At 57.0% G+C, this 20,382-nt stretch carries 22 protein-coding genes and 1 pseudogene; 17 read left to right on the forward strand and 6 right to left on the reverse strand.

Going from position 1 to position 20,382, the window contains the following annotated elements:
* Nucleotides 1–416, forward strand: a pseudogene (locus tag ACR0AM_RS17455) (hypothetical protein); the annotation flags it as partial.
* Nucleotides 417–420: 4 nt separating this feature from the next.
* Here the strand turns inward: ACR0AM_RS17455 and ACR0AM_RS17460 are convergent.
* Nucleotides 421–1,530, reverse strand: a complete 1,110-nt coding sequence (locus ACR0AM_RS17460) for a transporter (RefSeq protein ID WP_170417865.1) — start codon at nt 1,528–1,530, stop codon at nt 421–423.
* 236 nt (nt 1,531–1,766) lie between these two features.
* Between ACR0AM_RS17460 and ACR0AM_RS17465 the strand changes: the two genes are divergently transcribed.
* The 5 genes from ACR0AM_RS17465 to ACR0AM_RS17485 all read left to right on the forward strand — a co-directional run bounded on the left by ACR0AM_RS17465 (nt 1,767) and on the right by ACR0AM_RS17485 (nt 6,538).
* Nucleotides 1,767–3,761: a heme lyase CcmF/NrfE family subunit gene (locus ACR0AM_RS17465; RefSeq protein WP_170417870.1), complete on the forward strand. Its 1,995-nt coding sequence runs from the start codon at nt 1,767–1,769 to the stop codon at nt 3,759–3,761.
* Nucleotides 3,762–3,765: 4 nt separating this feature from the next.
* On the forward strand, nt 3,766–4,335 hold the full coding sequence (locus ACR0AM_RS17470; protein ID WP_170417873.1) for a DsbE family thiol:disulfide interchange protein: 570 nt from the start codon (nt 3,766–3,768) through the stop codon (nt 4,333–4,335).
* On the forward strand, nt 4,332–4,820 hold the full coding sequence (locus tag ACR0AM_RS17475; protein WP_170417876.1) for a cytochrome c-type biogenesis protein: 489 nt from the start codon (nt 4,332–4,334) through the stop codon (nt 4,818–4,820). Before ACR0AM_RS17470 ends, ACR0AM_RS17475 begins: the two co-directional genes overlap by 4 nt.
* On the forward strand, nt 4,817–5,965 hold the full coding sequence (gene ccmI / locus ACR0AM_RS17480) for a c-type cytochrome biogenesis protein CcmI (RefSeq protein WP_170417878.1): 1,149 nt from the start codon (nt 4,817–4,819) through the stop codon (nt 5,963–5,965). Before ACR0AM_RS17475 ends, ccmI begins: the two co-directional genes overlap by 4 nt.
* Before the next feature lie 114 nt (nt 5,966–6,079).
* Nucleotides 6,080–6,538: an ATPase gene (locus tag ACR0AM_RS17485; RefSeq protein WP_170417881.1), complete on the forward strand. Its 459-nt coding sequence runs from the start codon at nt 6,080–6,082 to the stop codon at nt 6,536–6,538.
* Nucleotides 6,539–6,547: 9 nt separating this feature from the next.
* On the opposite strand, the gene ACR0AM_RS17490 is transcribed toward ACR0AM_RS17485, so the two are convergent.
* The 3 genes from ACR0AM_RS17490 to ACR0AM_RS17500 form a co-directional block, all read right to left on the reverse strand.
* Nucleotides 6,548–8,644, reverse strand: a complete 2,097-nt coding sequence (locus ACR0AM_RS17490) for a protein-disulfide reductase DsbD family protein (protein ID WP_170418009.1) — start codon at nt 8,642–8,644, stop codon at nt 6,548–6,550.
* A 117-nt stretch (nt 8,645–8,761) separates the two neighbouring features.
* The gene (locus ACR0AM_RS17495; protein ID WP_170417885.1) at nt 8,762–8,935 is read right to left on the reverse strand and encodes a hypothetical protein; all 174 of its coding nucleotides are present in this window, start codon (nt 8,933–8,935) and stop codon (nt 8,762–8,764) included.
* A gap of 39 nt (nt 8,936–8,974) precedes the next feature.
* The gene (locus ACR0AM_RS17500) at nt 8,975–9,286 is read right to left on the reverse strand and encodes a DUF2933 domain-containing protein (RefSeq protein WP_255612174.1); all 312 of its coding nucleotides are present in this window, start codon (nt 9,284–9,286) and stop codon (nt 8,975–8,977) included.
* Nucleotides 9,287–9,660: 374 nt separating this feature from the next.
* Between ACR0AM_RS17500 and ACR0AM_RS17505 the strand changes: the two genes are divergently transcribed.
* From ACR0AM_RS17505 to ACR0AM_RS17545, 9 genes are all read left to right on the forward strand, one after another.
* Entirely contained in the window at nt 9,661–10,314 is a 654-nt protein-coding gene (locus ACR0AM_RS17505; protein WP_050605720.1) for a L,D-transpeptidase, read from the forward strand.
* 634 nt (nt 10,315–10,948) lie between these two features.
* Complete coding sequence (locus ACR0AM_RS17510) at nt 10,949–11,539, forward strand: L,D-transpeptidase (protein ID WP_170417888.1); 591 nt, start codon at nt 10,949–10,951, stop codon at nt 11,537–11,539.
* A 67-nt stretch (nt 11,540–11,606) separates the two neighbouring features.
* Nucleotides 11,607–12,056 (forward strand): c-type cytochrome, encoded by a 450-nt coding sequence (locus ACR0AM_RS17515; RefSeq protein ID WP_170775025.1) that lies wholly within the window; start codon nt 11,607–11,609, stop codon nt 12,054–12,056.
* Between the two features lie 153 nt (nt 12,057–12,209).
* On the forward strand, nt 12,210–12,392 hold the full coding sequence (locus ACR0AM_RS17520; protein WP_157054267.1) for a hypothetical protein: 183 nt from the start codon (nt 12,210–12,212) through the stop codon (nt 12,390–12,392).
* A 60-nt stretch (nt 12,393–12,452) separates the two neighbouring features.
* Complete coding sequence (locus ACR0AM_RS17525) at nt 12,453–13,022, forward strand: c-type cytochrome (protein ID WP_170417895.1); 570 nt, start codon at nt 12,453–12,455, stop codon at nt 13,020–13,022.
* A gap of 9 nt (nt 13,023–13,031) precedes the next feature.
* Nucleotides 13,032–13,931 carry a c-type cytochrome gene (locus tag ACR0AM_RS17530; protein WP_170417899.1) on the forward strand — a complete coding sequence of 300 codons (900 nt, stop codon included), beginning with the start codon at nt 13,032–13,034 and terminating at the stop codon, nt 13,929–13,931.
* Between the two features lie 39 nt (nt 13,932–13,970).
* Nucleotides 13,971–15,341: a multicopper oxidase family protein gene (locus tag ACR0AM_RS17535; RefSeq protein WP_170417903.1), complete on the forward strand. Its 1,371-nt coding sequence runs from the start codon at nt 13,971–13,973 to the stop codon at nt 15,339–15,341.
* Complete coding sequence (locus ACR0AM_RS17540) at nt 15,341–15,814, forward strand: c-type cytochrome (RefSeq protein WP_170418019.1); 474 nt, start codon at nt 15,341–15,343, stop codon at nt 15,812–15,814. The genes ACR0AM_RS17535 and ACR0AM_RS17540 overlap by 1 nt, the downstream gene beginning before the upstream one ends.
* 1 nt (nt 15,815) lies before the next feature.
* A complete protein-coding gene (locus ACR0AM_RS17545) occupies nt 15,816–16,544 on the forward strand; it encodes a DsbA family protein (protein ID WP_414478956.1) in 729 nt (242 codons plus the stop codon).
* A gap of 37 nt (nt 16,545–16,581) precedes the next feature.
* On the opposite strand, the gene ACR0AM_RS17550 is transcribed toward ACR0AM_RS17545, so the two are convergent.
* The gene (locus ACR0AM_RS17550; protein ID WP_170417905.1) at nt 16,582–16,779 is read right to left on the reverse strand and encodes a heavy-metal-associated domain-containing protein; all 198 of its coding nucleotides are present in this window, start codon (nt 16,777–16,779) and stop codon (nt 16,582–16,584) included.
* A gap of 173 nt (nt 16,780–16,952) precedes the next feature.
* Here ACR0AM_RS17550 and ACR0AM_RS17555 point away from each other — a divergent pair, with 173 nt between their 5' ends.
* Entirely contained in the window at nt 16,953–19,463 is a 2,511-nt protein-coding gene (locus tag ACR0AM_RS17555; RefSeq protein ID WP_170417908.1) for a heavy metal translocating P-type ATPase, read from the forward strand.
* A gap of 15 nt (nt 19,464–19,478) precedes the next feature.
* Nucleotides 19,479–19,865 carry a Cu(I)-responsive transcriptional regulator gene (gene cueR, locus ACR0AM_RS17560; protein ID WP_152460772.1) on the forward strand — a complete coding sequence of 129 codons (387 nt, stop codon included), beginning with the start codon at nt 19,479–19,481 and terminating at the stop codon, nt 19,863–19,865.
* Nucleotides 19,866–20,167: 302 nt separating this feature from the next.
* Here cueR and ACR0AM_RS17565 read toward each other — a convergent pair whose 3' ends face one another.
* Nucleotides 20,168–20,359 carry a hypothetical protein gene (locus tag ACR0AM_RS17565; RefSeq protein WP_170608328.1) on the reverse strand — a complete coding sequence of 64 codons (192 nt, stop codon included), beginning with the start codon at nt 20,357–20,359 and terminating at the stop codon, nt 20,168–20,170.
* Nucleotides 20,360–20,382 lie beyond the last annotated feature (23 nt).

The raw sequence follows: 20,382 nt of genomic DNA on the forward strand, positions 1-20,382 counted from the left end.
GGGGCAGGGGGGCCATCCCGGCCCGGTATCTGCTAATTGACCTGCTGCTACGGGCCGTCCTGTTCATCGCGCTGCACGCGCTGATCTACGCGCTTTCGGCAGACTGGTTCGGGTCTTTCGGCGGTGATCCCGTAGTGGCGTTGCGGGTAGTCGGTCCGACGCTGGTACGCTCCGCCTACTTCGAGAACATCTCAGGCGTTTACCTGTACGCCACGCTGGTCGGAGCGCTGCCGCTATACCTATCCGTCGTTCAGAGCCAGATCGCCCACGGTACTGGATTTGCAGCCCAACTGGCACGTCGCGTACCTGGGCGCGGCGGACCTGTGACATTGGCCCTGCTACTGATGGCGGTGTCAGTGGTCGTTCTGACCACCGCGGCGGCGCTGATTGTCCGTTTACAGTCGGTTTGGGGCTGAAGGGTCAGAACGCCCTGCGTATCGCGAAGGAGACTGCGTAATCGCGTTCAAGCTGGGGCCCATCCAGATCTTGATACACAGGGATCACGCCCTCGATACCCAGGCGCGTGCCCGCCAAAACGCCCGACCCCGGCACAAGGTAATTCACTCCGATTCCGATACTCAGAAACTGGCCGCCGCGCAGGGTCGGATCAGCGGTGGGCACCATGCCTGGGTTCAGGCGCGCATCCGACCCGTCAATGTTTTCCACGATGTCGCCGACCACCCGCAACGAGGAGCTGAACTGGTCATTCCAGCGCCGTGCACCCCAAACTGTTGCTGAATAGACGTCACCCAAGGTGTAACCGGCATCATTCTCACCCATCCGGATCACGGCGGCCAGCTGGGCGCCCCAAGACCAATCCGCGTTCTGGCCCGTATAGGTGACGCCCGGCAGCAGGTCGTAGGTGCCTGAACCCAGTTGCATGGGGTAGGGCAGCAGCTGGTCCGGCCCAGCTGGCGTGGTGTCGGTCTCGTCTATCGAGCCAGTCGGCAGACTGAGGCCAAGAGATAGTTCCAGCACCTGCCCGTCGGATTTGTAGATATCATATCCGCCGATGATCTTCAGATCGCCAAACCCCTGTGCCCTGGTCTTAAAGGTCTGGCCCATGCGGGTCTGGTGCTTCATCGTCTTGCGGGTATAGGGCAGCATCGCCATCACCGAGATCTCGTCGGTCACACCGTACATCAGGCCGACCATCGCCATGTTCATGCTCATGCTGAGCGGCGCGATCGGATACTGCGACAGAACGTTCGAGGTAGACAGCGACTGCGTTCCGGTACGATTTCCGTCCATCTCCATGTTCATGTAAGAGAACACAGGCATCAAAACACCCTCGGGTGGATGCATACCGCCAACGACACCCGTTGGCGGCACCGCGTCGGGGCGCATCATCCTGGACATGCTTCCCATACCTGACATGTTGCTGGAGGCTTGCGGGTTCATCGCCACGTTGTCAGCCGGACGGGTTTCCGGTTGGGCCATGGCAGTTGACCCAAGGCTCAGCCCCCCAGCCAGTATTACAGCCTGGAGGCGTTGCCAGACGCACGTAATCTTGCTGTTGCTCCGTGTCATGATGCCCTCGTGTTCGTTTGTTTCCTGAGTCCCTGCCCTGAAAACAAAGTGTTCGGTACGTCCATCGGTGAAGTCGAAATGGTGGGGGTCTCCAGCGCTGGAAGGTCAAGGCCGCCGGCCAGATTTGCGCTCGTCAAGCATGCATCAGCCGAAGGGGGTGCGGCAATAATGCGCTTGACCCTCCAGCGCTGGATTGTCGGACAAGGCCGCAAAACCGGAAATCCGGAGGGATTGGAATGATACCGGAAATCGGGCAGTTCGCCCTGGCGCTTGCCCTGGCCGTGTCCTTGGTGCAAAGCGTATTTCCCTTGATTGGAGCAGCACGGAACAATGTCATGTGGATGCGATCGGCATCTGCGACCTCGGTCCTACTGACAGCGCTGGTTGCTATCGCCTTCGCCGCTCTGATGTGGTCCTTCGTGGTCAGCGATTTCACTGTGCTAAATGTGGCCAGCAATTCTCATTCGCTGAAACCGATGCTTTTCAAGGTGGCTGCGACCTGGGGTAGCCACGAAGGGTCGCTGCTGTTGTGGATTCTGATATTGGTGATTTTCGGGCTGGGTGTGTCTCTGTTGGCTCGGAACATCCCACTGAAACTCAAGGCGCGCACTCTGGCAGTGCAGGCCTGGATCAGCGCGGGGTTCCTGTCATTCATGCTGTTCACCTCGAACCCGTTTGACCGGGTGTTTCCGGCACCGCTGGATGGTCAGGATTTAAATCCGCTGTTGCAGGATGTCGGCCTGGCTATGCACCCGCCGTTCCTATACCTGGGTTACGTCGGCTTCTCTATCGTATTTTCTTTCGCCGTGGCTGCCCTGATTGAGGGGCGGGTCGATCCGGCATGGGCGCGGTGGGTCCGACCCTGGACATTGGCGGCCTGGGTGTTTCTGACACTTGGTATCGTTCTGGGCAGCTGGTGGGCCTATTACGAACTGGGTTGGGGCGGCTGGTGGTTCTGGGATCCGGTCGAGAATGTCTCGTTTATGCCCTGGCTTGCTGGCACAGCGCTGTTCCATTCGGCCATTGTGACCGAAAAGCGCGGCAGCTTCAAAAGTTGGACGATCCTACTGGCCGTTTTGACCTTCTCGTTGTCCTTGTTGGGGACATTCATTGTCCGCTCAGGCTTGCTTACATCGGTCCATGCGTTTTCGGTCGATCCCGAACGCGGCATTTACATCTTGGCGCTGTTGGCTGTCGCGATCGGTGGTTCATTGACGCTGTTTGCCATACGCGCACCGGAGATGGAGGGCGGCGGTCTTTTTGCCCCGATCAGCCGCGAGGCCGGTTTGCTTATTAACAACCTGCTGCTGGCCACCGCAACGGCGACGGTTCTATTCGGTACGCTTTATCCGCTTTTGCTTGAGGCTGTGACAGGTGAAAAGATTTCGGTTGGACCACCTTATTACAACGCCAGTTTCGTGCCGATCATGCTGGTTCTAGTCGTTGTAATGGGGATTGGGCCGCTGTTGTCATGGAAGCGGGCGGATTTGCGCGGTGTTCTGTCCCGGCTCAAATGGGTGGCCGGGGTTAGCCTGCTCGTAGCGTTGCTTGTGTGGTATCTGGATACCGGCGGCCCAGCCTTGGCGGTAGTGTCGATCGGCCTTGCGGTTTGGTTGCTGGGCGCTGTGCTGACAGAGTGGGCCAGCCGAATTAAGCTGGGTGAGGCACCGTTGGCCGAGTCCCTGCGTCGGGCCCGCAGCCTACCGCGTTCTCATTACGGCATGGTCGTGGCCCATGCGGGGTTGGCTGTCTGTATGATCGGCTTTATCGGGTCCAGCGCTTGGAAATCCGAGGTCGTGACTTTTGCCGAGCCCGGAACACAGATTGAGATAGCAGGGTTCGACGTGCGTTTTGACGGTGTGGAACAGCTTCGCGGTCCGAACTATCTGTCTCGCGCGGCCACACTGACGGTATTTCGCGATGGCGCTTATGTCACCACGCTTCAACCCGAGCGCAGGGCCTATCTCGTGGCGGGTACCAGTACGACCGAGTCAGCAATTCGAACGACGTTGGCAGGGGACCTTTACGCCTCAATATCGGAACCGGCGGCGGAATCAGAACAGAGCAAATGGACCCTGCGTATCTTGTATGAGCCATTGGTGGTCTGGATCTGGATAGGTTCAGGATTGTTAGCATTTGGTGGTGTCTTGTCACTCTCCGATCGGCGTCTACGCGTCGGTGCACCACGAAAACGGACTGGGCAGAGCTCCGTTGCGGTGGCGGCGGAGTAGGGCAATGAAACGTCTATTTGCACTGTTCCCAATTACGATTGCCGGCATCCTGGGTGCCTTCCTGCTATGGGGACTGAATCCCGATCGCGATCCAAACGAAATCCCGTCTGTTTTGATCTCGCAGCCGGTGCCTGAGTTCGACTTGCCGCCGGTCGAAGGGCTGGATACCCACGGGCTGTCCAGTACCGATCTGGTGGAAAATGACGGGTCAGCTCCGATCGTGGTCAACGTGTTTGCGTCCTGGTGCGTGCCCTGCCGGGCCGAACATGCGGTGCTGACGCGTATGGTACGCGATGAGGGCATTCGCCTGATGGGCATTAACTACAAAGACAAGCCGCAGGACGCGCGGAAATGGCTCGACGATCTGGGCAACCCTTATGAGCGCATCGGTTCCGACCTGGACGGCCGAGCCGGGATCGAATGGGGGATTTCCGGCGTGCCGGAGACCTTTGTGATTGATGGCGCGGGCAAGGTCGTATTCCGTTTTGTCGGCCCGGTGCTGGGCGACGAGGCAATTTCAAAGATGCGCACCGCGCTGGATCAGGCGCGGGCGGCCGGAGGAGAGGCGTCATGATACGTCGCATTGTAATTACCGCGGTCACTCTGGCGATGCTGGTGTCGCAGCCGGCATTCGCGGTTGAGCCCGACGAGATACTTGCAGATCCGGTATTGGAAGAGCGGGCCCGGGCGATTTCGAAACAGGTGCGATGCGTGGTGTGCCAGAACCAAGACATCGACAGTTCTAACGCTGGCGTGGCGCGCGACCTTCGTCTGCTTGTGCGCGAACGGCTGGTGGCAGGCGACACGGACCAGCAGGTTATGGACTTTCTGGTTGCGCGTTATGGCGACTATGTTCTGTTCAACCCGCCATGGAAGCCATCAACTTACATTCTGTGGGTTGCGCCTATCGTCATCCTGGGGCTGGGTGGTATCGCGACTGCAGCGGTATTGACCCAAAATGCGCGCCGATATCGGAAGTCGCGAAAACAAGAGACGGAACGCGGCGCGAGCGAAGAACGGAATCCCGAAAACCATTCACTCACGGAGCCGCACGCATGATCTGGATTATCTTTTCATTCATGGCCGTGGCGGTGTTTCTGACGCTCGCCCTCTCCGGCCTGGGGCGCAAGACCTCGGACTTGTCGAGACGCGAAAGCGCCTCTGCCATCTTTTCCGACCAGATCGGCGAAGTGGAGAAGGACCTGGAACGAGGAATTATCTCAGCCGAAGAGGCCAAGGCCGCCAGAGCCGAGATAGAACGTCGCCTGAAGGCGATTGACCGGCAATCGGACGACAAAGCGATAATGGGCCATTCCGGGCGTGCGCTGATTTTACTTGCCGCGCTGGTAGTTCCAGCGCTCGGAGCCGGTCTTTATTGGCAACTGGGTAGTCCCTACATCCCCAGCCAGCCATTTGCCCAACGCGAGGGGGAGCAGGCCGAAGCCCGTGAAATCGCCGACCTTGCCGTGCGCCTGAAGTCGCGGCTTGAGGCGGATGAAACCGGCGGGCCAACCGAGGGATGGGTGTTGTTGGCTCAGACCTATATGCGTATGGGACGCTTTGGAGATGCCGCAGACGCGTTCGAGGGGTTGCTGGACCGACCCAATGCGAATTCAGCGCTGGTGTCGCAATATGGCGAGGCGTTGGTCTATGCCGATGACGGTGTCGTTACGCCCAAGGCCGATCGGGCGTTTGAACGAGCCTTGGAACTGGACCCATCGAACCCAGCAGCGACATTCTACAAAGCCATTGGTCTGGAGCAGGCTGGATCGCCTGATAAGGCCTATGACCTACTGAAGACGCGGATGGACGCCGAAGAGGAGTTCCGGCCATGGATGGAGAGTTTTGTGGCCCAGCTTAACCGCATCGCCCCGTCGATCGGACGGGCTCCGGTGAATCTGGCGGCTTTTGCCCCTTCCATGCCCGGCCCAACTGCCGATCAGGTGGCGGCGGCCGAGGAGATGTCAGACGAAGACCGGCAGGCCTTCATCCGCTCGATGGTCGAACGGCTTGCGAGCCGGATGCAGGAAAACCCAGGCGATCTGGACGGCTGGATGCGGCTGGGCAACGCCTATTCGGTGCTGGGCGAGACCGACGGCGCCCGGAACGCCTATGGCAGGGCAAGGGATCTGGCGGATGACCTGCCGCAGGGGGATCCGCGCAAGGTGGCAATCGACCGGGCATTGCTGGAACTGGGGGGTTGATTCCCGCAGCCCGGCGTGGATCGGGCCGGCGCCGACTTCGCGCTGATGCCCAGTGAGCCATCTGGAAAATTCCGGTTTAGGCTATCGCATGCCGATCTTTAGGAGGTTGAGACCATGAAAGTTGAAACGTTTTCTGATCTAATTGTCTGGACGCGGGAAATGCATCATTGGCTCGCCGAATGTTTGGCCCACTGTTCGACACAGTCAGAGCAGGAGCTGGCCAGGATGTTGCTTACCTACCTCGCCGATCATGAGGCTGCTCTGGAGAAAATCGTCGATGGTTTCGTGAAACGAGCCGATCCCAAAGCGCTCAACACCTGGGTATATGACTATTTGGGCAATGAGCCGATCGACCCACATCGCGCCTGCGACAGGCCGTTCGCACAGATGAGCGTCGATGAGATCTGCGAAGCGGTCTTCGATCTTCACAATCAGGTGATCGACTTATATCGGTATTTGCACGGGCGTGCCGAGATACCCGAGGCACGCGAACTCTTTCAGGCGATACTGGATATGGAAGAGCACGAGACCATGCGTTTAGCGCAGCAGAGCAACCGCGTCCGGGATATGTGAACTCCGGGGTCAGGATCCGCTTTCCACGGCTCCGCCCGCAATCGGCGCGGCCTGTTCCATCGCGTCGAGAATGGCGTTCGTGGTCAAGATCTCTGGCAGGGCGATGCCTTCGGGGGCCGACGGGCCGTAGACGATGTTGAAGGGGATCCCGAACCGTCCATTGTCCTCAAGGAAACGGGCGATCACATCGTCGGGGCGGGTCCAGTCGGCCTGCATCGGAATTGCTTTGTCCGATTGCAGTGTTGCCAGAACCTCGCCGCGTTCCAGCACCAGCGCTTTGTTGGCCTTGCAGGTCAGACACCAGTCGGCTGTGACATCGACGAAAACCACCTCGCCGCGCGACACAAGGCGGGCGATTTCGGGGCGGCTGAAGGTAATCCAAGGGATCTCTCCGGCTGGTTCAAGCAGCCTGGACCGGTCTTTGCCGGCAATCGCAACCGGTGCGGCAAACGCTGCGGTCAGCGTCAGCAACAGGGCTGTCCAGCGCAAAACGGGTGGCATCATCGTACTTTTCCAGATCAACAGGACCAGAACAGTTGCAGCCAGCACGGTAGCAGTTGCAGCAGTGTCTCCGGCCACCCCGACCATCACCCAGACCAACCAGCCGATCGTGGTCAGCAGTGCCGCCGACAGGGCCCATTTTAATCCCACCATCCAACGCCCCGGTTTAGGCAGAGCGGCGGTAAGTTTCGGGTGCACTGCAACCAGCAGGTAAGGAATGGCCAGCCCGACCCCCATTGCGGTGAAGATCGCCACGATATCCACCGGTCGGCCGGTCAGGGCAAAGGCCACCGCCGTGCCGAGGAAGGGGGCCGAGCAGGGCGTCGCCAGAACTGCTGAGAAGGCTCCGGTCAGGAAATCCCCGACCAGCGACACGCGGCCCTTTTCGACATGGGCAAGCCGGGTGTTCAGCGACTGCGGCAGCGTGATCTCGAACAAGCCCGCGAGGCTGGTTGCAAAAACCGCCAGCACCACGATCATCACCGCAAGGAAAAGCGGATTCTGGAACTGGATGCCCCAGCCGACGGAATAGCCCAGCGACCGCGCCGCAATGGTGATAGCCGCCAACAGCCACATGAATGTCAGGATTCCGGCTGCCGAAGCCAGGAACCCGGCGCGAATCTGAGCCGCAGAGCGGTCGCGAGCCTTTACCGCCGAGGAAAGCTTGATCGAAAGCACTGGCAGTACGCAGGGCATGACATTCAGAATCAACCCGCCGCCCACCGCCAGCAAAATGATCCAGACCAGCGCGCTGGCTGAAGTTTCGGCGGCCGCGATCTCATATGGTGGCGGGGTAGGGGGAGCGTCGGTACGGGGCGAAAACTCGGCCACGCGGTTGGTGTCGGTAACCGTGACGGACAAGGCGGGGGGGTCCTGTGCCAGAGCGAGGACCGGGAACTGCACCCATAGCTGACGCCTGTCGCCAGCGAGCCGGATGTCGGGTGCACCAAACGCGGTGTCACGTCCCATGTCGGGAAAGACATCAGGCGCATCAAAGGGCAGGTCGCTGGTGAAATTCAGCGTCAGCATCTCGGACTCGGTATCCAGGGTCGCGGCGTCGGACTTCATTCCGCTTGTGTTTCCCGTGGTTGGCACCCGCGACAGAAAGGCATTTATAAGCCGGGCCGAGTCCTGATCCCGACCCGTTCCCTGAGTCAGCGACAAGTCCAGCGAAAACTCGACCGGCACACAGATATCGGAACAGATCAGCGTTGTCACAGCGGCCTTCAAGTCAACTGGCGCTCCGGGGTTCTCGAGTGTGACGGTCAGCGGAAAGACCACTTCGTCCTTGTACCCGAAATTCTCGATCCCGAAGGCGCGAAAACGGATCGGCGCGGGCCAGTGAAACTGTACGTCGCTGACGTTTTGCGAGCCGTTCCAAGTGATCTTGGGCGGAATTCCCACCTCACCAGGCGACTTCCAGTAGGTTTTCCAATCTTCGCCCAGTTTCAGATGCAGTCCTGCAGTGATCGTCTTGACGTCAGGCGCGATCCCGTCCTGCGCGGTAATTATGTGTGCGACCAGGGGCTCTGATTCATACGCTTGGGATGTAGCTGCAAGGCTTGTCCCGGCGGAAGTCTGGCCAAAGATTAACCCCAAGATCATAATACATAAATTTAGGAGTGTTCTTGCCATTGCGCGTTGCCATCGGTTGTTTTGCACCCGTCTCTGCCAGATTCCAGCGCTGGAGGGTCAACGAGCCGGAATGTCACATCCCCACGATCAGCTCACGAAACCTTCGCGCCCGTCTTCGCAGATGAAATAGGCCCCGCCATCCGCGCCCTCCCATTGAACCCGGCAACCTTGGGGCAGGGCGTATTCAGGCTGCGGCGGTTGCAGCGGGCATAGTTTAGGGCGTGGTGCGCAAGCCGCCAGCGAAAGAGCGGCCAGCGACATGGCGGCCAACCTTGAGCACCAAAGCTTCATGATTGAAGATTATTGCCGGTGTACTGGGTTCGGTCCGACCGCGGCGTCTGTTGCCTTTGGTCTTTCCGATTCAGATTTGTTCGAATGACAGGATTTTTCCATCGCCTTGTGCATAAAGAAATGGGCTCCGAGGCACAGGATCAACGGTGCGAAAAGACCCAAGGAGTCAGAAAGCCCACCAACCGTCCCGCCGGCGATCAAGTAGAGAGCGATCGGCGTTATCATGGCAATGCAACATACCATCATGCCCCATTTCATTATCTTGCCGCCGCTAACCGGTACTGACGCCTGCGGCGCGTTTGCAGTCTGTTTTTCTTTCACATTCAACTCCAAAATTTGGATTGGAGACCTCTGCTAACGCCTTCCCACGATGGAAGGTCAAGCTGTTTTGGCGCGAAGCGAATTTGACGCTGTCAAACCAGTCCAGCATTTGCTTGGGCCTTACTTGGTGCATAGACACGGCCGGAACAGGGAAGTTTTTAGGGGTATGAACAGCAGGCATTGTCGTCCCGACGCCTGGTGAAGTTTCAGGTTAAACACGAAGCTGCCTAGGTCACTTTAAGCCTTGAAAACTCGCGGGTGGGTCGAAGCGATATCGAACGAATAATTGAATGGACAAATCTTCCCCCGTCGCGGATTGTCTAATCCCCTGGGTACTAACTCCAGACACCAACCAGCCAATAGGAGCGCTATCAATGCTGACCAGACGACATTTTGTTGCAGCCTCGCTCGCCATTTTCTCTCAGCCGGTTTTTGGAGTGACGTCGGCGGCGGCCTCGCAATGGTCGGAGTGGGATGCGCAAGTAACTCCAGCCAATTTTGATCCCGCAACATCCAATCCCTGGGGTTTACACCCACGTTTCCTGCCTCAGCGTGTGCAAACCAATCGACCACTTACTCCGGGTGACATTCATGTCGACGCGGTGGCACGATATCTGTATTTCATCGAAGACGGTGGCACAGCAATGCGTTACGGCGTAGCCATTGCCCGAGGCAATCTTTACGAGCCCGGAGTCTACACGATCAAGCGAAAGGCCAAATGGCCGCGTTGGACTCCTACAGCCGAAATGATTGAGCGCGACCCTGATGAATATGCGCAATTCGCAGATGGTGTGCCCGGTGGGCCGACAAACCCATTGGGATCAAGGGCGTTTTATCTGTTCGAAGGTGGTCGCGACACATACCTGCGAATTCACGGAACGCCTTATCCAAGATCTATCGGAGGTCGCGCAAGTTCTGGCTGCGTAAGGATGGCGATGCCACATATCATCGGGCTTTATGATCGTGTCAGGCCAGGGTCCACGGCTCATCTCTACCCTCCCGAGCGGCTTCTGACCGCGACCAGCTGACAGGCGCTTGTCAGGCGCGCGTACAGATTGGGCGCCCTTCAATAGTCCTAAGTGGTAGGTAGGTTGTTTCAACTGGCCCAACATAGCGATACCAATAGCAACCGTCCTCAGGCATGATTTTCACTGCGTTCAGGTCCTGGCCCGGAGCAGCAATCTGGGCTACGGCGTCAGGAACTTGGGAAAGCGTTCCGGGCTCGCTATCTGCAGATATTGACGTTGTTTCGGTACAAGCGCCGATGAACAAAAGTGCGGCCAGTGCTTGGAAAGCTTTCCTGAAGGACATGGTGTTTAGTCCACTGTGATTGTCATTTGTAGTGCCTGCTACCCTCGCATCGACGGGTGATCACATCAATTCACCAAGAACTAAGCAATTGTTAGCGTTGCTTTTTTGTGTTCGGTTGATTCAAGAAAGTCAGGTTTTGCTTAAAGCAGCCTGGAGTTACGTCCAAGAAAAATTGCTTTTCCACAATGACTTGATGATTTGGGTCCGCCTTCTAAGGAAATATCCCTGCGCCAACGGCAACGACAATTCAGACGAGACATCCCATATGAAATGTCATTTGCGTGTTGACCTTCCAGCGCAGGAACCGGGCATACGAGTTATTTGAGTCGGAAAAAAAGAATAAACTTTGGGATGGCAGGCATGAAACGGAGCAAAGAAGGAAAGGTTGTTACGCGACGTGGAGTGATTGCCGCGTTTGCTGCGACGACGCTTTTTCCAGCACCGGCCGTTTGGGCCCAATCAACGGCAACTGAGGGGACGCGCCGCAATGTTTCCTCATTCCGCGTTGCTAAATGGCAGGACCACTTTGATACGCTTAAGAATGGTGTGATCCTGTCCGATACACAGTCCAAGGTCCTGCAATATTGGTCGGAAGACGAAAGCGTCTACCGAATGTATCCAACCAGCGTACCGCTGACGGAAGACCTTACAAGGCTGGGCTACACCACAGTTACTCGCAAGGTCGAAGGGCCGTCTTGGCGACCGACACCAGCAATGAAAAAGCGCAACCCCGCTTGGCCCGATTATGTGGGCCCGGGTCCGGAGAATCCTCTGGGGACACATGCACTTTATTTGAGCTGGCAATACTACCGGATCCACGGCACCAACGACACGCGCAAGATCGGGAGAAGATCCTCCAACGGCTGCATTGGCTTGTACAACGAGCAGATTGCGGAATTGTTCGAACTGGCCACTGTGGGCACTCAGGTAAAACTGATCTGACCTTGGTCAGGCCGATTTTTTTTGCGCGCGTTGAACCTAAGAACTGACAATCATGTGAAGAACAGAGATGGATAAACTTACACTCTTGATCGGCGGAGTAGTGATCGCAGGCGCCGCCGCGTTCGTCTACAACTTAAATCAGCAACCAACAGGTCACTCGATGACGCCGCCCGATACGTCAGCACTGGAGCAAGGAGACCCAATCGAAAACGTCACTCTGCCGGACCAGCTAAGCGAATTTGCGGCCGTCGGCAAAGTGGCATTCGACGCCAAATGCTCGGCGTGCCATGGCGCGAATGCAACAGGTCTGGAAGGCCTTGCACCACCTTTGGTGCATAAAATCTATGAACCAAGCCACCATTCGGACGAGTCATTTTATGCGGCAGTCCAGAATGGAGTTCGGGCACACCATTGGAAGTTCGGCAATATGCCGCCGGTCGATGGCTTGACCCGTGCGGATGTGAAGGGCATCGTGGCGTATATCAGAGAGCTGCAGCAGGAAAACGGGATTTTCTGAAGGTGACGAGCCGAATGGGCAGTGCAATTCGTTACATCATACTGTCAATGGTGCTGACCATTGGCGGGCTGCTTGTGACGGCCGATTCTGCTCATGCACATGGCAGTGGTTCTCAGCACGTGATTGACCAAACGGACTCCGCGGACGTTGAGCATGTCAAGCAGGGTCATCCCGGACATTGTCATGGCGGAACGATTTGCAACGCTGTTGGTCTATTTTCGATGGGTCCACCACCGCCTGGCCCCCAAGATACTGAACAAAGATACTCGATCCCTCGAGCCCAATACCGGGTTCTCGGTATCGCGGCGTTTGACCCACCACCGCCGCGTGTCCTGATCTGACCAGTCGAATTGCGCTCAACCTGGGCGCGTCGAAGCAGACGACAAGGACAAAACAATGAACATTCTGAAAATGACCACAGGCGTTGCCCTGGTTTCTCTGTTTGCAGCCGCCGCCCTGGCGCATGGTGGCGCAACCGGCATCGTCAAAGAACGCATGGATGGTATGTCCGCGATGAAGGACAGCATGAAGATCCTTACGCCGATGATGCAGGGGAAAACGCCCTACAATGCGCAAACGGTACGAAGCGAGGCCAAGAAAATCGGGCGTCACGCTGGCGAGAGCATGACAAAGCTGTTTCCAGAGGGATCTGATGGCAAACCCTCGGAGGCCAAATCGGAGATCTGGCAGGATTGGGGTTCATTTGCAGAGTTAGCCAGGCAGTTGGAATCCTACTCTGAAGGCCTTGTGCTTGCGGCGGACAACGGGTTGATGATGTCCGGGTCGGGCCATGGTTCGGGCATGATGGGCGGCGCATCCATGATGGGTGGCGGTTCTATGATGGGTGCCGGAATGATGGGCGGCAGTCCAAACCAGGCACAACTTTCTGAAATGCCGGCAGATGGTGTGTTCATGATGCTGAGCCAGACATGCTCGGCGTGTCACACGCAATTTCGGTCGGAATAGGAATGCGTCATGAGACCGATATTCCGATTGGGCCTTGCTGCCGCCGTAGCGGCGTCAGCGGGACTTGTTGCTGTGATGGCTTGGCCGATTGGCCAGCCCTTACAAGCTCTCGACATTCAGGGTGACGTTAACCGCGGGGCGTATCTGGCAAGGGCAAGTGGTTGTATCGCTTGCCACACAGATTTTGCCAAAGGGGGCGCGGCCTTGGCCGGTGGGGTGGAGTTGGATACCCCGTTCGGCACGCTCTTTTCGCCGAACCTGACCACAGATCCCGATCACGGGATCGGTGATTGGACAATCGAGGAGTTCGCCCGCGCGGTGCGTCAAGGCGTATCACCCGGCGGACAACCCTATTACCCGGCCTTTCCTTATCCATTCTATGCCAATTTCACGGATCAGGACATCGCCGATCTCTGGGCCGCATGGCAAACAGTTCCACCGGTAGCGGAACCGTCAAAAGAACAGGAAATGGCGTTCCCCTTCAATCAGAGATGGGGCCTGAAGCTGTGGCGCGCGGCTTTTCTGGAACCACCCCGCACTGATCCCGTGCCGGGCAATGACGAAGTGTGGAACCGGGGCCGGCTACTGGTCGAAGGTGCCACACATTGTGCGGCCTGCCACACCGGGAGGAACCTGGCTGGCGCAAGAAATTCGGACACGGAACACTTCAAGGGAAGTGACTCTCTGCCGGGCGGTGACAAGGCACCGGCCATCGACTTTGAGACCCTGCAAAAGCGTGGTTGGACGGTAGATGATTTGGCCTACGCGTTGCGCACCGGCGTCATGCCTGATGGCGATGTCTTCGGCGGCGCCATGGGAGAGGTCGTAAACTATGGCACCAGCTTTCTGACAGACGAAGACCGGAAGGCAATGGCGACCTATCTGCTGGATGTGCACGACGGGGGGTAATCGAGTGAGAGATCAAATTTTCTTTGGAGGGAAGTCCTCATGAAGCTCAATCGCAGGCAATTCGTTGCAGGCACGTCGGCACTAATCGCAGTGCCGACTATCGGGAGGGCGGCTACCGCCCCCCGAATAATCGAGGCGCGTTCAGGATTGGCACGTGTTGCCCCCGACAGCTATCCTGAAACCGAGATATGGGGATATGATGGCGGTGTTCCGGGCCCCGAAATTCGTGCCCGGCAGGGCGAAACGGTTCGCCGGACACTCCTGAACTCACTGCCTCAGCCTACGGCAATCCATTGGCATGGACTGCGGGTTCCAAACAACATGGATGGGGTGCCGGGTCTTACACAGGAGGCTGTACCAACAAGCGGCGAGTTTCAGTATGACTTGCCTCTGAAGGATGCAGGAACCTTCTGGTACCACTCTCATAACCAGTCAACGGAACAAGTGGCCAGGGGCCTTTACGGCGCGTTCATCGTCGACGAAATGGACCCGCCGGACACGGATCATGACATTACGATCCTGCTGGATGACTGGAGGTTGGGTCAGGACGCCCAAATCGTCGATGATTTCGGCGCGATGCATGACTGGACGCATGCAGGCCGAATGGGAAACTACGTTCACGCACACATATCGCCCATGACAGAAGTTCTGACAAACCAGCGTTTGCGACTTCGAATGGTCAACGTGGCAACTGATCGGATCATGTATGTCTCAGTAGGTGGCGCAAACGGGAAACTGGTCGCTTATGATGGCATGCCTGTAAGGCAGCCAGAGGATTTTGAAACCCTTGTTTTTGGGCCTGCACAGCGAGCAGACTTAATTGTTGATGTCACAGCGGAATCGAACGAAGCCGTTCAAATAACTCTTCACGAACGCGATGAATCGTTTGTCATTGCTGAAATCCCGGTTTCGGGAAGCGGTGCATCCGCAAACCGCGGTGCAATAGAAGCCCTGCCACCCAACCCTGTTTCCTTTCTCGAAGATGTTTCTGACGCTTTGACAATCCCATTAGTGATGGAAGGCGGGGCGATGGGCGGACTGCGTCAAGGCACTTTTAACGGCCAGGTCATGAGCACCAATGAATTGGTTCAGGAAGGGCAGATCTGGACATTCAACGGTGTCGCCGGGTTACCTGAAAACCCCCTTGCTGCCGTTTCGCGTGGCGACATAGTCCGGATTCAGATGCAGAACGACACCGTCTTTCCGCACGCTATGCACTTGCACGGGACGCACTTTCAGGAAGTTCTGCCAAACGGCAACCTAGGGCCGCTGCGGGACACAATCCTGGTTGACCGGATAGAAAAGCGGGAGATTGCGTTCGTTGCGGATAACCCGGGGGATTGGCTGTTTCATTGCCATATGCTGTCGCATCAGGCCGCTGGTATGAAGACCTGGCTGAGCGTGGCATGATGAACAAGAGTTCGGCGAAATGGGTGTCACTGGCTGCTGTAGTGATCATTGTCGCGGTCGCTGGCTGGGGCCTGAGTGGGCGTGCGCAGAACAGTGCATCAGCGGATTCGGCACGTGGTGCAGTTTTGTACGCCGAAAACTGCGCGTCATGCCACGGGGCAAATTTGGAGGGTCAGCAGGATTGGCAAACACCTGATCCGGATGGCGTCTTGCGGGCGCCCCCGCATGACCGAACCGGGCATACCTGGCATCACGGCGACAAGCTGTTGTTCGACTATACAAAGTTTGGCGGGGACCAAACTTTGAAACAGATGGGTGTCGCTGACGTCAAAAGCGGCATGCCAGGCTTCGGGGACACTCTGTCGGATCAGGATATCTGGGACATCCTCGCCTTCATCAAGGAGAGTTGGCCGGATCGGGAACGCAAGCTGCAAGAGCAACGCACCGAAGCAGAACAAACGGAAGGAAACTGATGTGAAACGAATACTTGCAGGCTTAGTCGCTATCGCCATGTCGATTGGCATTCCTATGGCACGCGCCGACGAGCTGTCTGACTCCGATGTAAAACGGCTGGCTCTCGAAGCCATTTTGGAAAACCCTGAGATCATCATGCAGGCGATTCAATTGCTTCAACAGCGCGAGGATCAGGCAAAAGCCGAAGCAATTGGAAGCGTCTTGGAAAATCAGCGTGAATTGCTGGAACAGGATCCGAATGCGCCTGTAATCGGAAACCCGGAAGGCGATGTAACCGTGGTCGAGTTTTTCGACTATAACTGCCCATATTGCAAACGCGCTGCCCCGGTCGTGAAGAACGTAATCGCGGGCGATTCCGATGTGCGAATTGTTTATCGAGAATGGCCCATACTTGGAGAAGGTTCCGACTTCGCGGCACGCGCTGCGCTGGCCTCACGAAACCAGGGAAAATACGAAGAATTTCATTGGGCGCTTATGGCTCTGAACGGTCGTGCCACTGAGGCCAGTGTACTGAAAGTTGTTCGGGAACTTGGCCTGGACGAGGATCAATTGCGCGCAGATATGGAAGCGCCGGAAGTCGACGCGCATATTCAGATTTCCATGGAATTGGCCCGACAGCTTGGCTTCAGTGGCACTCCTTCGTTTGTGATTGGAGATGCGCTTGCCCCGGGTCTGATCACCGAAGATGAAATGACCCGGTTAATCGTGGCAGTCAGAGACGCAAGATAGAACCAAGGGGGCGACAGCATGTGCGCTCCTAAGTTTATCATGCGATCGTGGCTTCGTATCCCTCGGACTTCAGCGCTGCAAGGATATGATCAAGTGAATTGGTGCTTAAGACACGTACCCTGCGGTTTTCCATGTCAAAGTCCAACTGTGCGGAGGAATCCACCGTGGCAACGGCTTTTTCGATAGCTGACTTGCAGTGCCCGCAGCTCATATCCGGGATATTTAGGGTCGTCATGGATGTTTGCTCCTGTGTTCCGTCGTCCCGGCTAAAGTATTCCAGCACAGGAAGGTCAAGTCGTGATTATTGGATCGTCAAAATTAGTGGCAAAGAAAGTCAGCCCCATCCCTTGACCTTCCACTTGCTGGAACCCTTATGTTTCCCGTCAGCAGAACATTGGTGGTGACAATATGACTGAAATTTCACATGCAAGGTTTCAAGTTCAGGGTATGAGCTGTGCGTCCTGCGTAGGGCGGGTTGAGCGCGCGTTGAAAGATGTGCCAGGGGTAGATGCCGCTTCGGTTAATCTCGCCAGCGAAAGCGTTCAGGTCGATTTCCGCGATCCAGCCGATAAAGCGGCCATTGCTGATGCGTTAAACAGCGCCGGATATCTGGCACGGACGGAAGAGGTAACGCTGGATATTCAGAACATGTCCTGCGCATCGTGCGTGGGGCGCGTTGAACGGGCATTGCAAGCAGATGATGGCGTCTTGTCCGCGTCGGTCAATCTGGCCACCGAAAGTGCAACTGTACGTTATGCTGAGGGAGTCACAACACCCGAAGCCATCGCGGCGCTTGCGGCATCTGCTGGCTATCCGGCGAGCCTGCGATCCGCGACGCAGACCGAACCACAAGACCGCAAAGCCAAAGAGATTCGCCAATTGGCCCGGCGAACAAGCTTTGCCGCCTTGCTCGCTTTGCCGGTCTTTATCCTTGAAATGGGCTCGCATGTTATTCCGGGCATGCACCACCTGATAGCGAGCACGATCGGCATCCAGAACAGCTATTACCTGCAATTCCTTCTAACCACGATCGTTCTTTTTGGGCCAGGTTTGCAGTTCTATACTAAGGGATTCCCTTCCTTGTTCAAAGGCGCGCCGGACATGAATTCTCTGGTGGCTCTGGGCACTTCGGCGGCTTATGGGTTCTCGCTTGTTTCCACCTTTGCGCCGGGTGTTCTTCCCGCCGGAACCGCAAACGTCTACTACGAGGCCGCAGCGGTGATCGTGGTTCTCATATTGCTGGGGAGGTTCCTCGAGGCGCGCGCCAAGGGGCGAACTGGTGAAGCGATCCGAAAACTGGTCGGTCTGCAGGCAAAAACAGCGCGCGTTGAGCGCGACGGATCGGTTGTCGAGCTACCGATCGAGCAGATCGTTGTAGGGGATATTGTGCACGTTCGACCGGGCGAAAAAATCGCGGTGGATGGTGCCGTAGTGACCGGCGCGTCATATGTCGATGAAAGCATGATCACCGGCGAGCCGGTTCCTGCCGAAAAGACCGAGGGCGCAACTGTGGTCGGCGGAACAGTTAATGGCGCGGGCGCATTGACGTACCGGGCTGAAAAGATCGGCGCAGACACTATGTTGGCCCAGATCATTCAAATGGTCGAACAAGCACAGGGTGCCAAGCTTCCGATTCAAGGCTTGGTTGACCGCATCACGCTGTGGTTCGTGCCGGTAGTGATCGCTGTGGCCGTAATGACTGTGCTGGTTTGGATGTTGTTCGGACCCGATCCTGCGCTCAGCTTGGCGTTGGTAGCCGGGGTTGCGGTACTGATCATTGCTTGCCCCTGCGCCATGGGGTTGGCCACACCCACCTCAATCATGGTCGGCACCGGCCGCGCGGCCGAGATGGGTGTCCTGTTTCGAAAGGGCGACGCCTTGCAAATGCTGCAGGAAACCACCGTTGTTGCGGTGGACAAGACGGGGACCTTGACCGAAGGGCGTCCGGAGCTGACCGACCTGATTGTGGCCGAAGGATTGGCCGAGGATGAGGTTCTGCGCCTTGTTGCTGCCGTTGAGGTCACATCCGAACATCCGATCGCCACGGCCATCGTGCGCGCGGCTGAAACCCGTGGTCTGGAGCTTTCGAAGCCAGAAGACTTCACGTCGATCACCGGTTACGGGGTAAGCGCCTCAGTCGAAGGCCATACAATCCTGATCGGGGCCGACCGCCTGATGAGTCGCGAAGGGGTTGAAATGGGCGCGTTGTCTGATCGGGGCGCTGAACTCGCAATCAACGGAAAGACTCCACTTTATGCCTCCGTAGACGGAGTTATCGCAGCCGTCATCGCCGTGGCGGACCCAATCAAGACCACCACGCCAGACGCAATTGAAGCTTTGCACGGACTGGGGCTGAAAGTAGCGATGATTACCGGCGACAATACCGCTACAGCCAAATCCATCGCGGCGCAGCTTGGCATCGATCATGTCGTGGCCGAGGTTCTGCCAGAGGGTAAAGTATCCGCGTTGCAAGATCTGCGCTCAAATGGCGGAAAACTGGCCTTTGTGGGTGATGGCATCAATGATGCCCCCGCTCTGGCGGCGGCTGACGTAGGAATTGCGATCGGGACAGGCACTGACATCGCCATCGAGGCGGCTGACGTCGTTCTGATGTCAGGCGACCTGACAGGCGTGGTCAACGCCTTCGATATTAGTCAGCGCACCATGCGTAACATCCGCCAAAACCTGTTCTGGGCTTTCAGCTACAACACGCTGCTCATACCGGTTGCAGCGGGGGTGCTCTATCCGTTTGGCGGCCCGTTGCTGTCGCCGGTTTTGGCTGCAGGTGCCATGGCGCTGTCCAGTGTATTTGTCCTGACCAACGCGCTGCGGTTGCGCTGGGTTAAGCCGATCAAAGTTGGGCGAGAACAGATCTCGCAGAATGAAGAGCAGGCGCTGCGATCAGCGCCTGCTGAATAGAATAGGAGAACCGCTGTGAATATCGGAGATGTAGCAGAACGTTCGGGTCTGCCTGCCAAAACCATCCGTTATTACGAGGATATCGGATTCATCAAACCCAGGCGCAGTCTGAACGGGTATCGACATTTCGACGAAAAGGAACTGCACAAACTGGCCTTCATCGGGCGGGCCCGCTCATTGGGCTTTACCATTGAGGATTGCCGTTCACTACTGGCGTTGTACGAGGACAAAGAACGCGCAAGCGCGGACGTGAAGGATATCGCCAAACAGAACCTAAAAGAAATAGATGCCAAGATCGCGGACCTGAAGGCCATGCATGCTACACTGTCTCATTTAATCGATGAATGTGCCGGAGACCACCGTCCCGACTGCCCGATCCTGAAGAACCTCGGCCAAACTTAGATGCGCTCATCGTATGAACTGCCTCCTATTTTGGCAGTTTGTTACGTGTATTCGCGGGAATCCGCTTCATTTCGATACAGCGCACCAACTCACCTGTTTTTTCCTCCGACTGGCTTGAACACTCGTTACGTTCGTCCTAACTGCACGGGATGAAGTGGAAGTTTTTCTCAGTGTTGCGAATGACGTTTCTGACATGCGTCTGCTTGGCGATGACCTTCGTCGGCACTGTTGTGGTCGCGAGCAGTGACGTCAAAAACAGTAGCACCTCTGAGCCTCACGGCGTTTCAATGGCTGCAAAGTCATCAGACTTCAAACACGACCATAGCGGTTTGCATCCGACGACTGGCCAAATCCACACGGATAGCCACGTAAATCACAGCGGAGAATGTCATTCCGGTATCTGTTGTGTTGGCGAATATCCGACCCACGTAGGACTTGCGGTTTTGGCTGAAGCTTTTGGCCAGAAAAACCGTAACATGGATTCCGACATCCACAACTCTCAAGCGCCTCTGACGCC

Source organism: Ruegeria sp. AD9 (assembly GCF_056542305.1).

What these genes read in the sequence shown, in the direction of transcription:
- ACR0AM_RS17460 (WP_170417865.1), bottom strand. Translation starts at nt 1,530, where the DNA reads ATGACACGGAGCAACAGCAAGATTACGTGCGTCTGGCAACGCCTCCAG.
- ACR0AM_RS17465 (WP_170417870.1), top strand. Translation starts at nt 1,767, where the DNA reads ATGATACCGGAAATCGGGCAGTTCGCCCTGGCGCTTGCCCTGGCCGTG.
- ACR0AM_RS17470 (WP_170417873.1), top strand. Translation starts at nt 3,766, where the DNA reads ATGAAACGTCTATTTGCACTGTTCCCAATTACGATTGCCGGCATCCTG.
- ACR0AM_RS17475 (WP_170417876.1), top strand. Translation starts at nt 4,332, where the DNA reads ATGATACGTCGCATTGTAATTACCGCGGTCACTCTGGCGATGCTGGTG.
- ccmI (WP_170417878.1), top strand. Translation starts at nt 4,817, where the DNA reads ATGATCTGGATTATCTTTTCATTCATGGCCGTGGCGGTGTTTCTGACG.
- ACR0AM_RS17485 (WP_170417881.1), top strand. Translation starts at nt 6,080, where the DNA reads ATGAAAGTTGAAACGTTTTCTGATCTAATTGTCTGGACGCGGGAAATG.
- ACR0AM_RS17490 (WP_170418009.1), bottom strand. Translation starts at nt 8,644, where the DNA reads ATGATCTTGGGGTTAATCTTTGGCCAGACTTCCGCCGGGACAAGCCTT.
- ACR0AM_RS17495 (WP_170417885.1), bottom strand. Translation starts at nt 8,935, where the DNA reads ATGTCGCTGGCCGCTCTTTCGCTGGCGGCTTGCGCACCACGCCCTAAA.
- ACR0AM_RS17505 (WP_050605720.1), top strand. Translation starts at nt 9,661, where the DNA reads ATGCTGACCAGACGACATTTTGTTGCAGCCTCGCTCGCCATTTTCTCT.
- ACR0AM_RS17510 (WP_170417888.1), top strand. Translation starts at nt 10,949, where the DNA reads ATGGCAGGCATGAAACGGAGCAAAGAAGGAAAGGTTGTTACGCGACGT.
- ACR0AM_RS17515 (WP_170775025.1), top strand. Translation starts at nt 11,607, where the DNA reads ATGGATAAACTTACACTCTTGATCGGCGGAGTAGTGATCGCAGGCGCC.
- ACR0AM_RS17520 (WP_157054267.1), top strand. Translation starts at nt 12,210, where the DNA reads ATGTCAAGCAGGGTCATCCCGGACATTGTCATGGCGGAACGATTTGCA.
- ACR0AM_RS17525 (WP_170417895.1), top strand. Translation starts at nt 12,453, where the DNA reads ATGAACATTCTGAAAATGACCACAGGCGTTGCCCTGGTTTCTCTGTTT.
- ACR0AM_RS17530 (WP_170417899.1), top strand. Translation starts at nt 13,032, where the DNA reads ATGAGACCGATATTCCGATTGGGCCTTGCTGCCGCCGTAGCGGCGTCA.
- ACR0AM_RS17535 (WP_170417903.1), top strand. Translation starts at nt 13,971, where the DNA reads ATGAAGCTCAATCGCAGGCAATTCGTTGCAGGCACGTCGGCACTAATC.
- ACR0AM_RS17540 (WP_170418019.1), top strand. Translation starts at nt 15,341, where the DNA reads ATGAACAAGAGTTCGGCGAAATGGGTGTCACTGGCTGCTGTAGTGATC.
- ACR0AM_RS17550 (WP_170417905.1), bottom strand. Translation starts at nt 16,779, where the DNA reads ATGACGACCCTAAATATCCCGGATATGAGCTGCGGGCACTGCAAGTCA.
- ACR0AM_RS17555 (WP_170417908.1), top strand. Translation starts at nt 16,953, where the DNA reads ATGACTGAAATTTCACATGCAAGGTTTCAAGTTCAGGGTATGAGCTGT.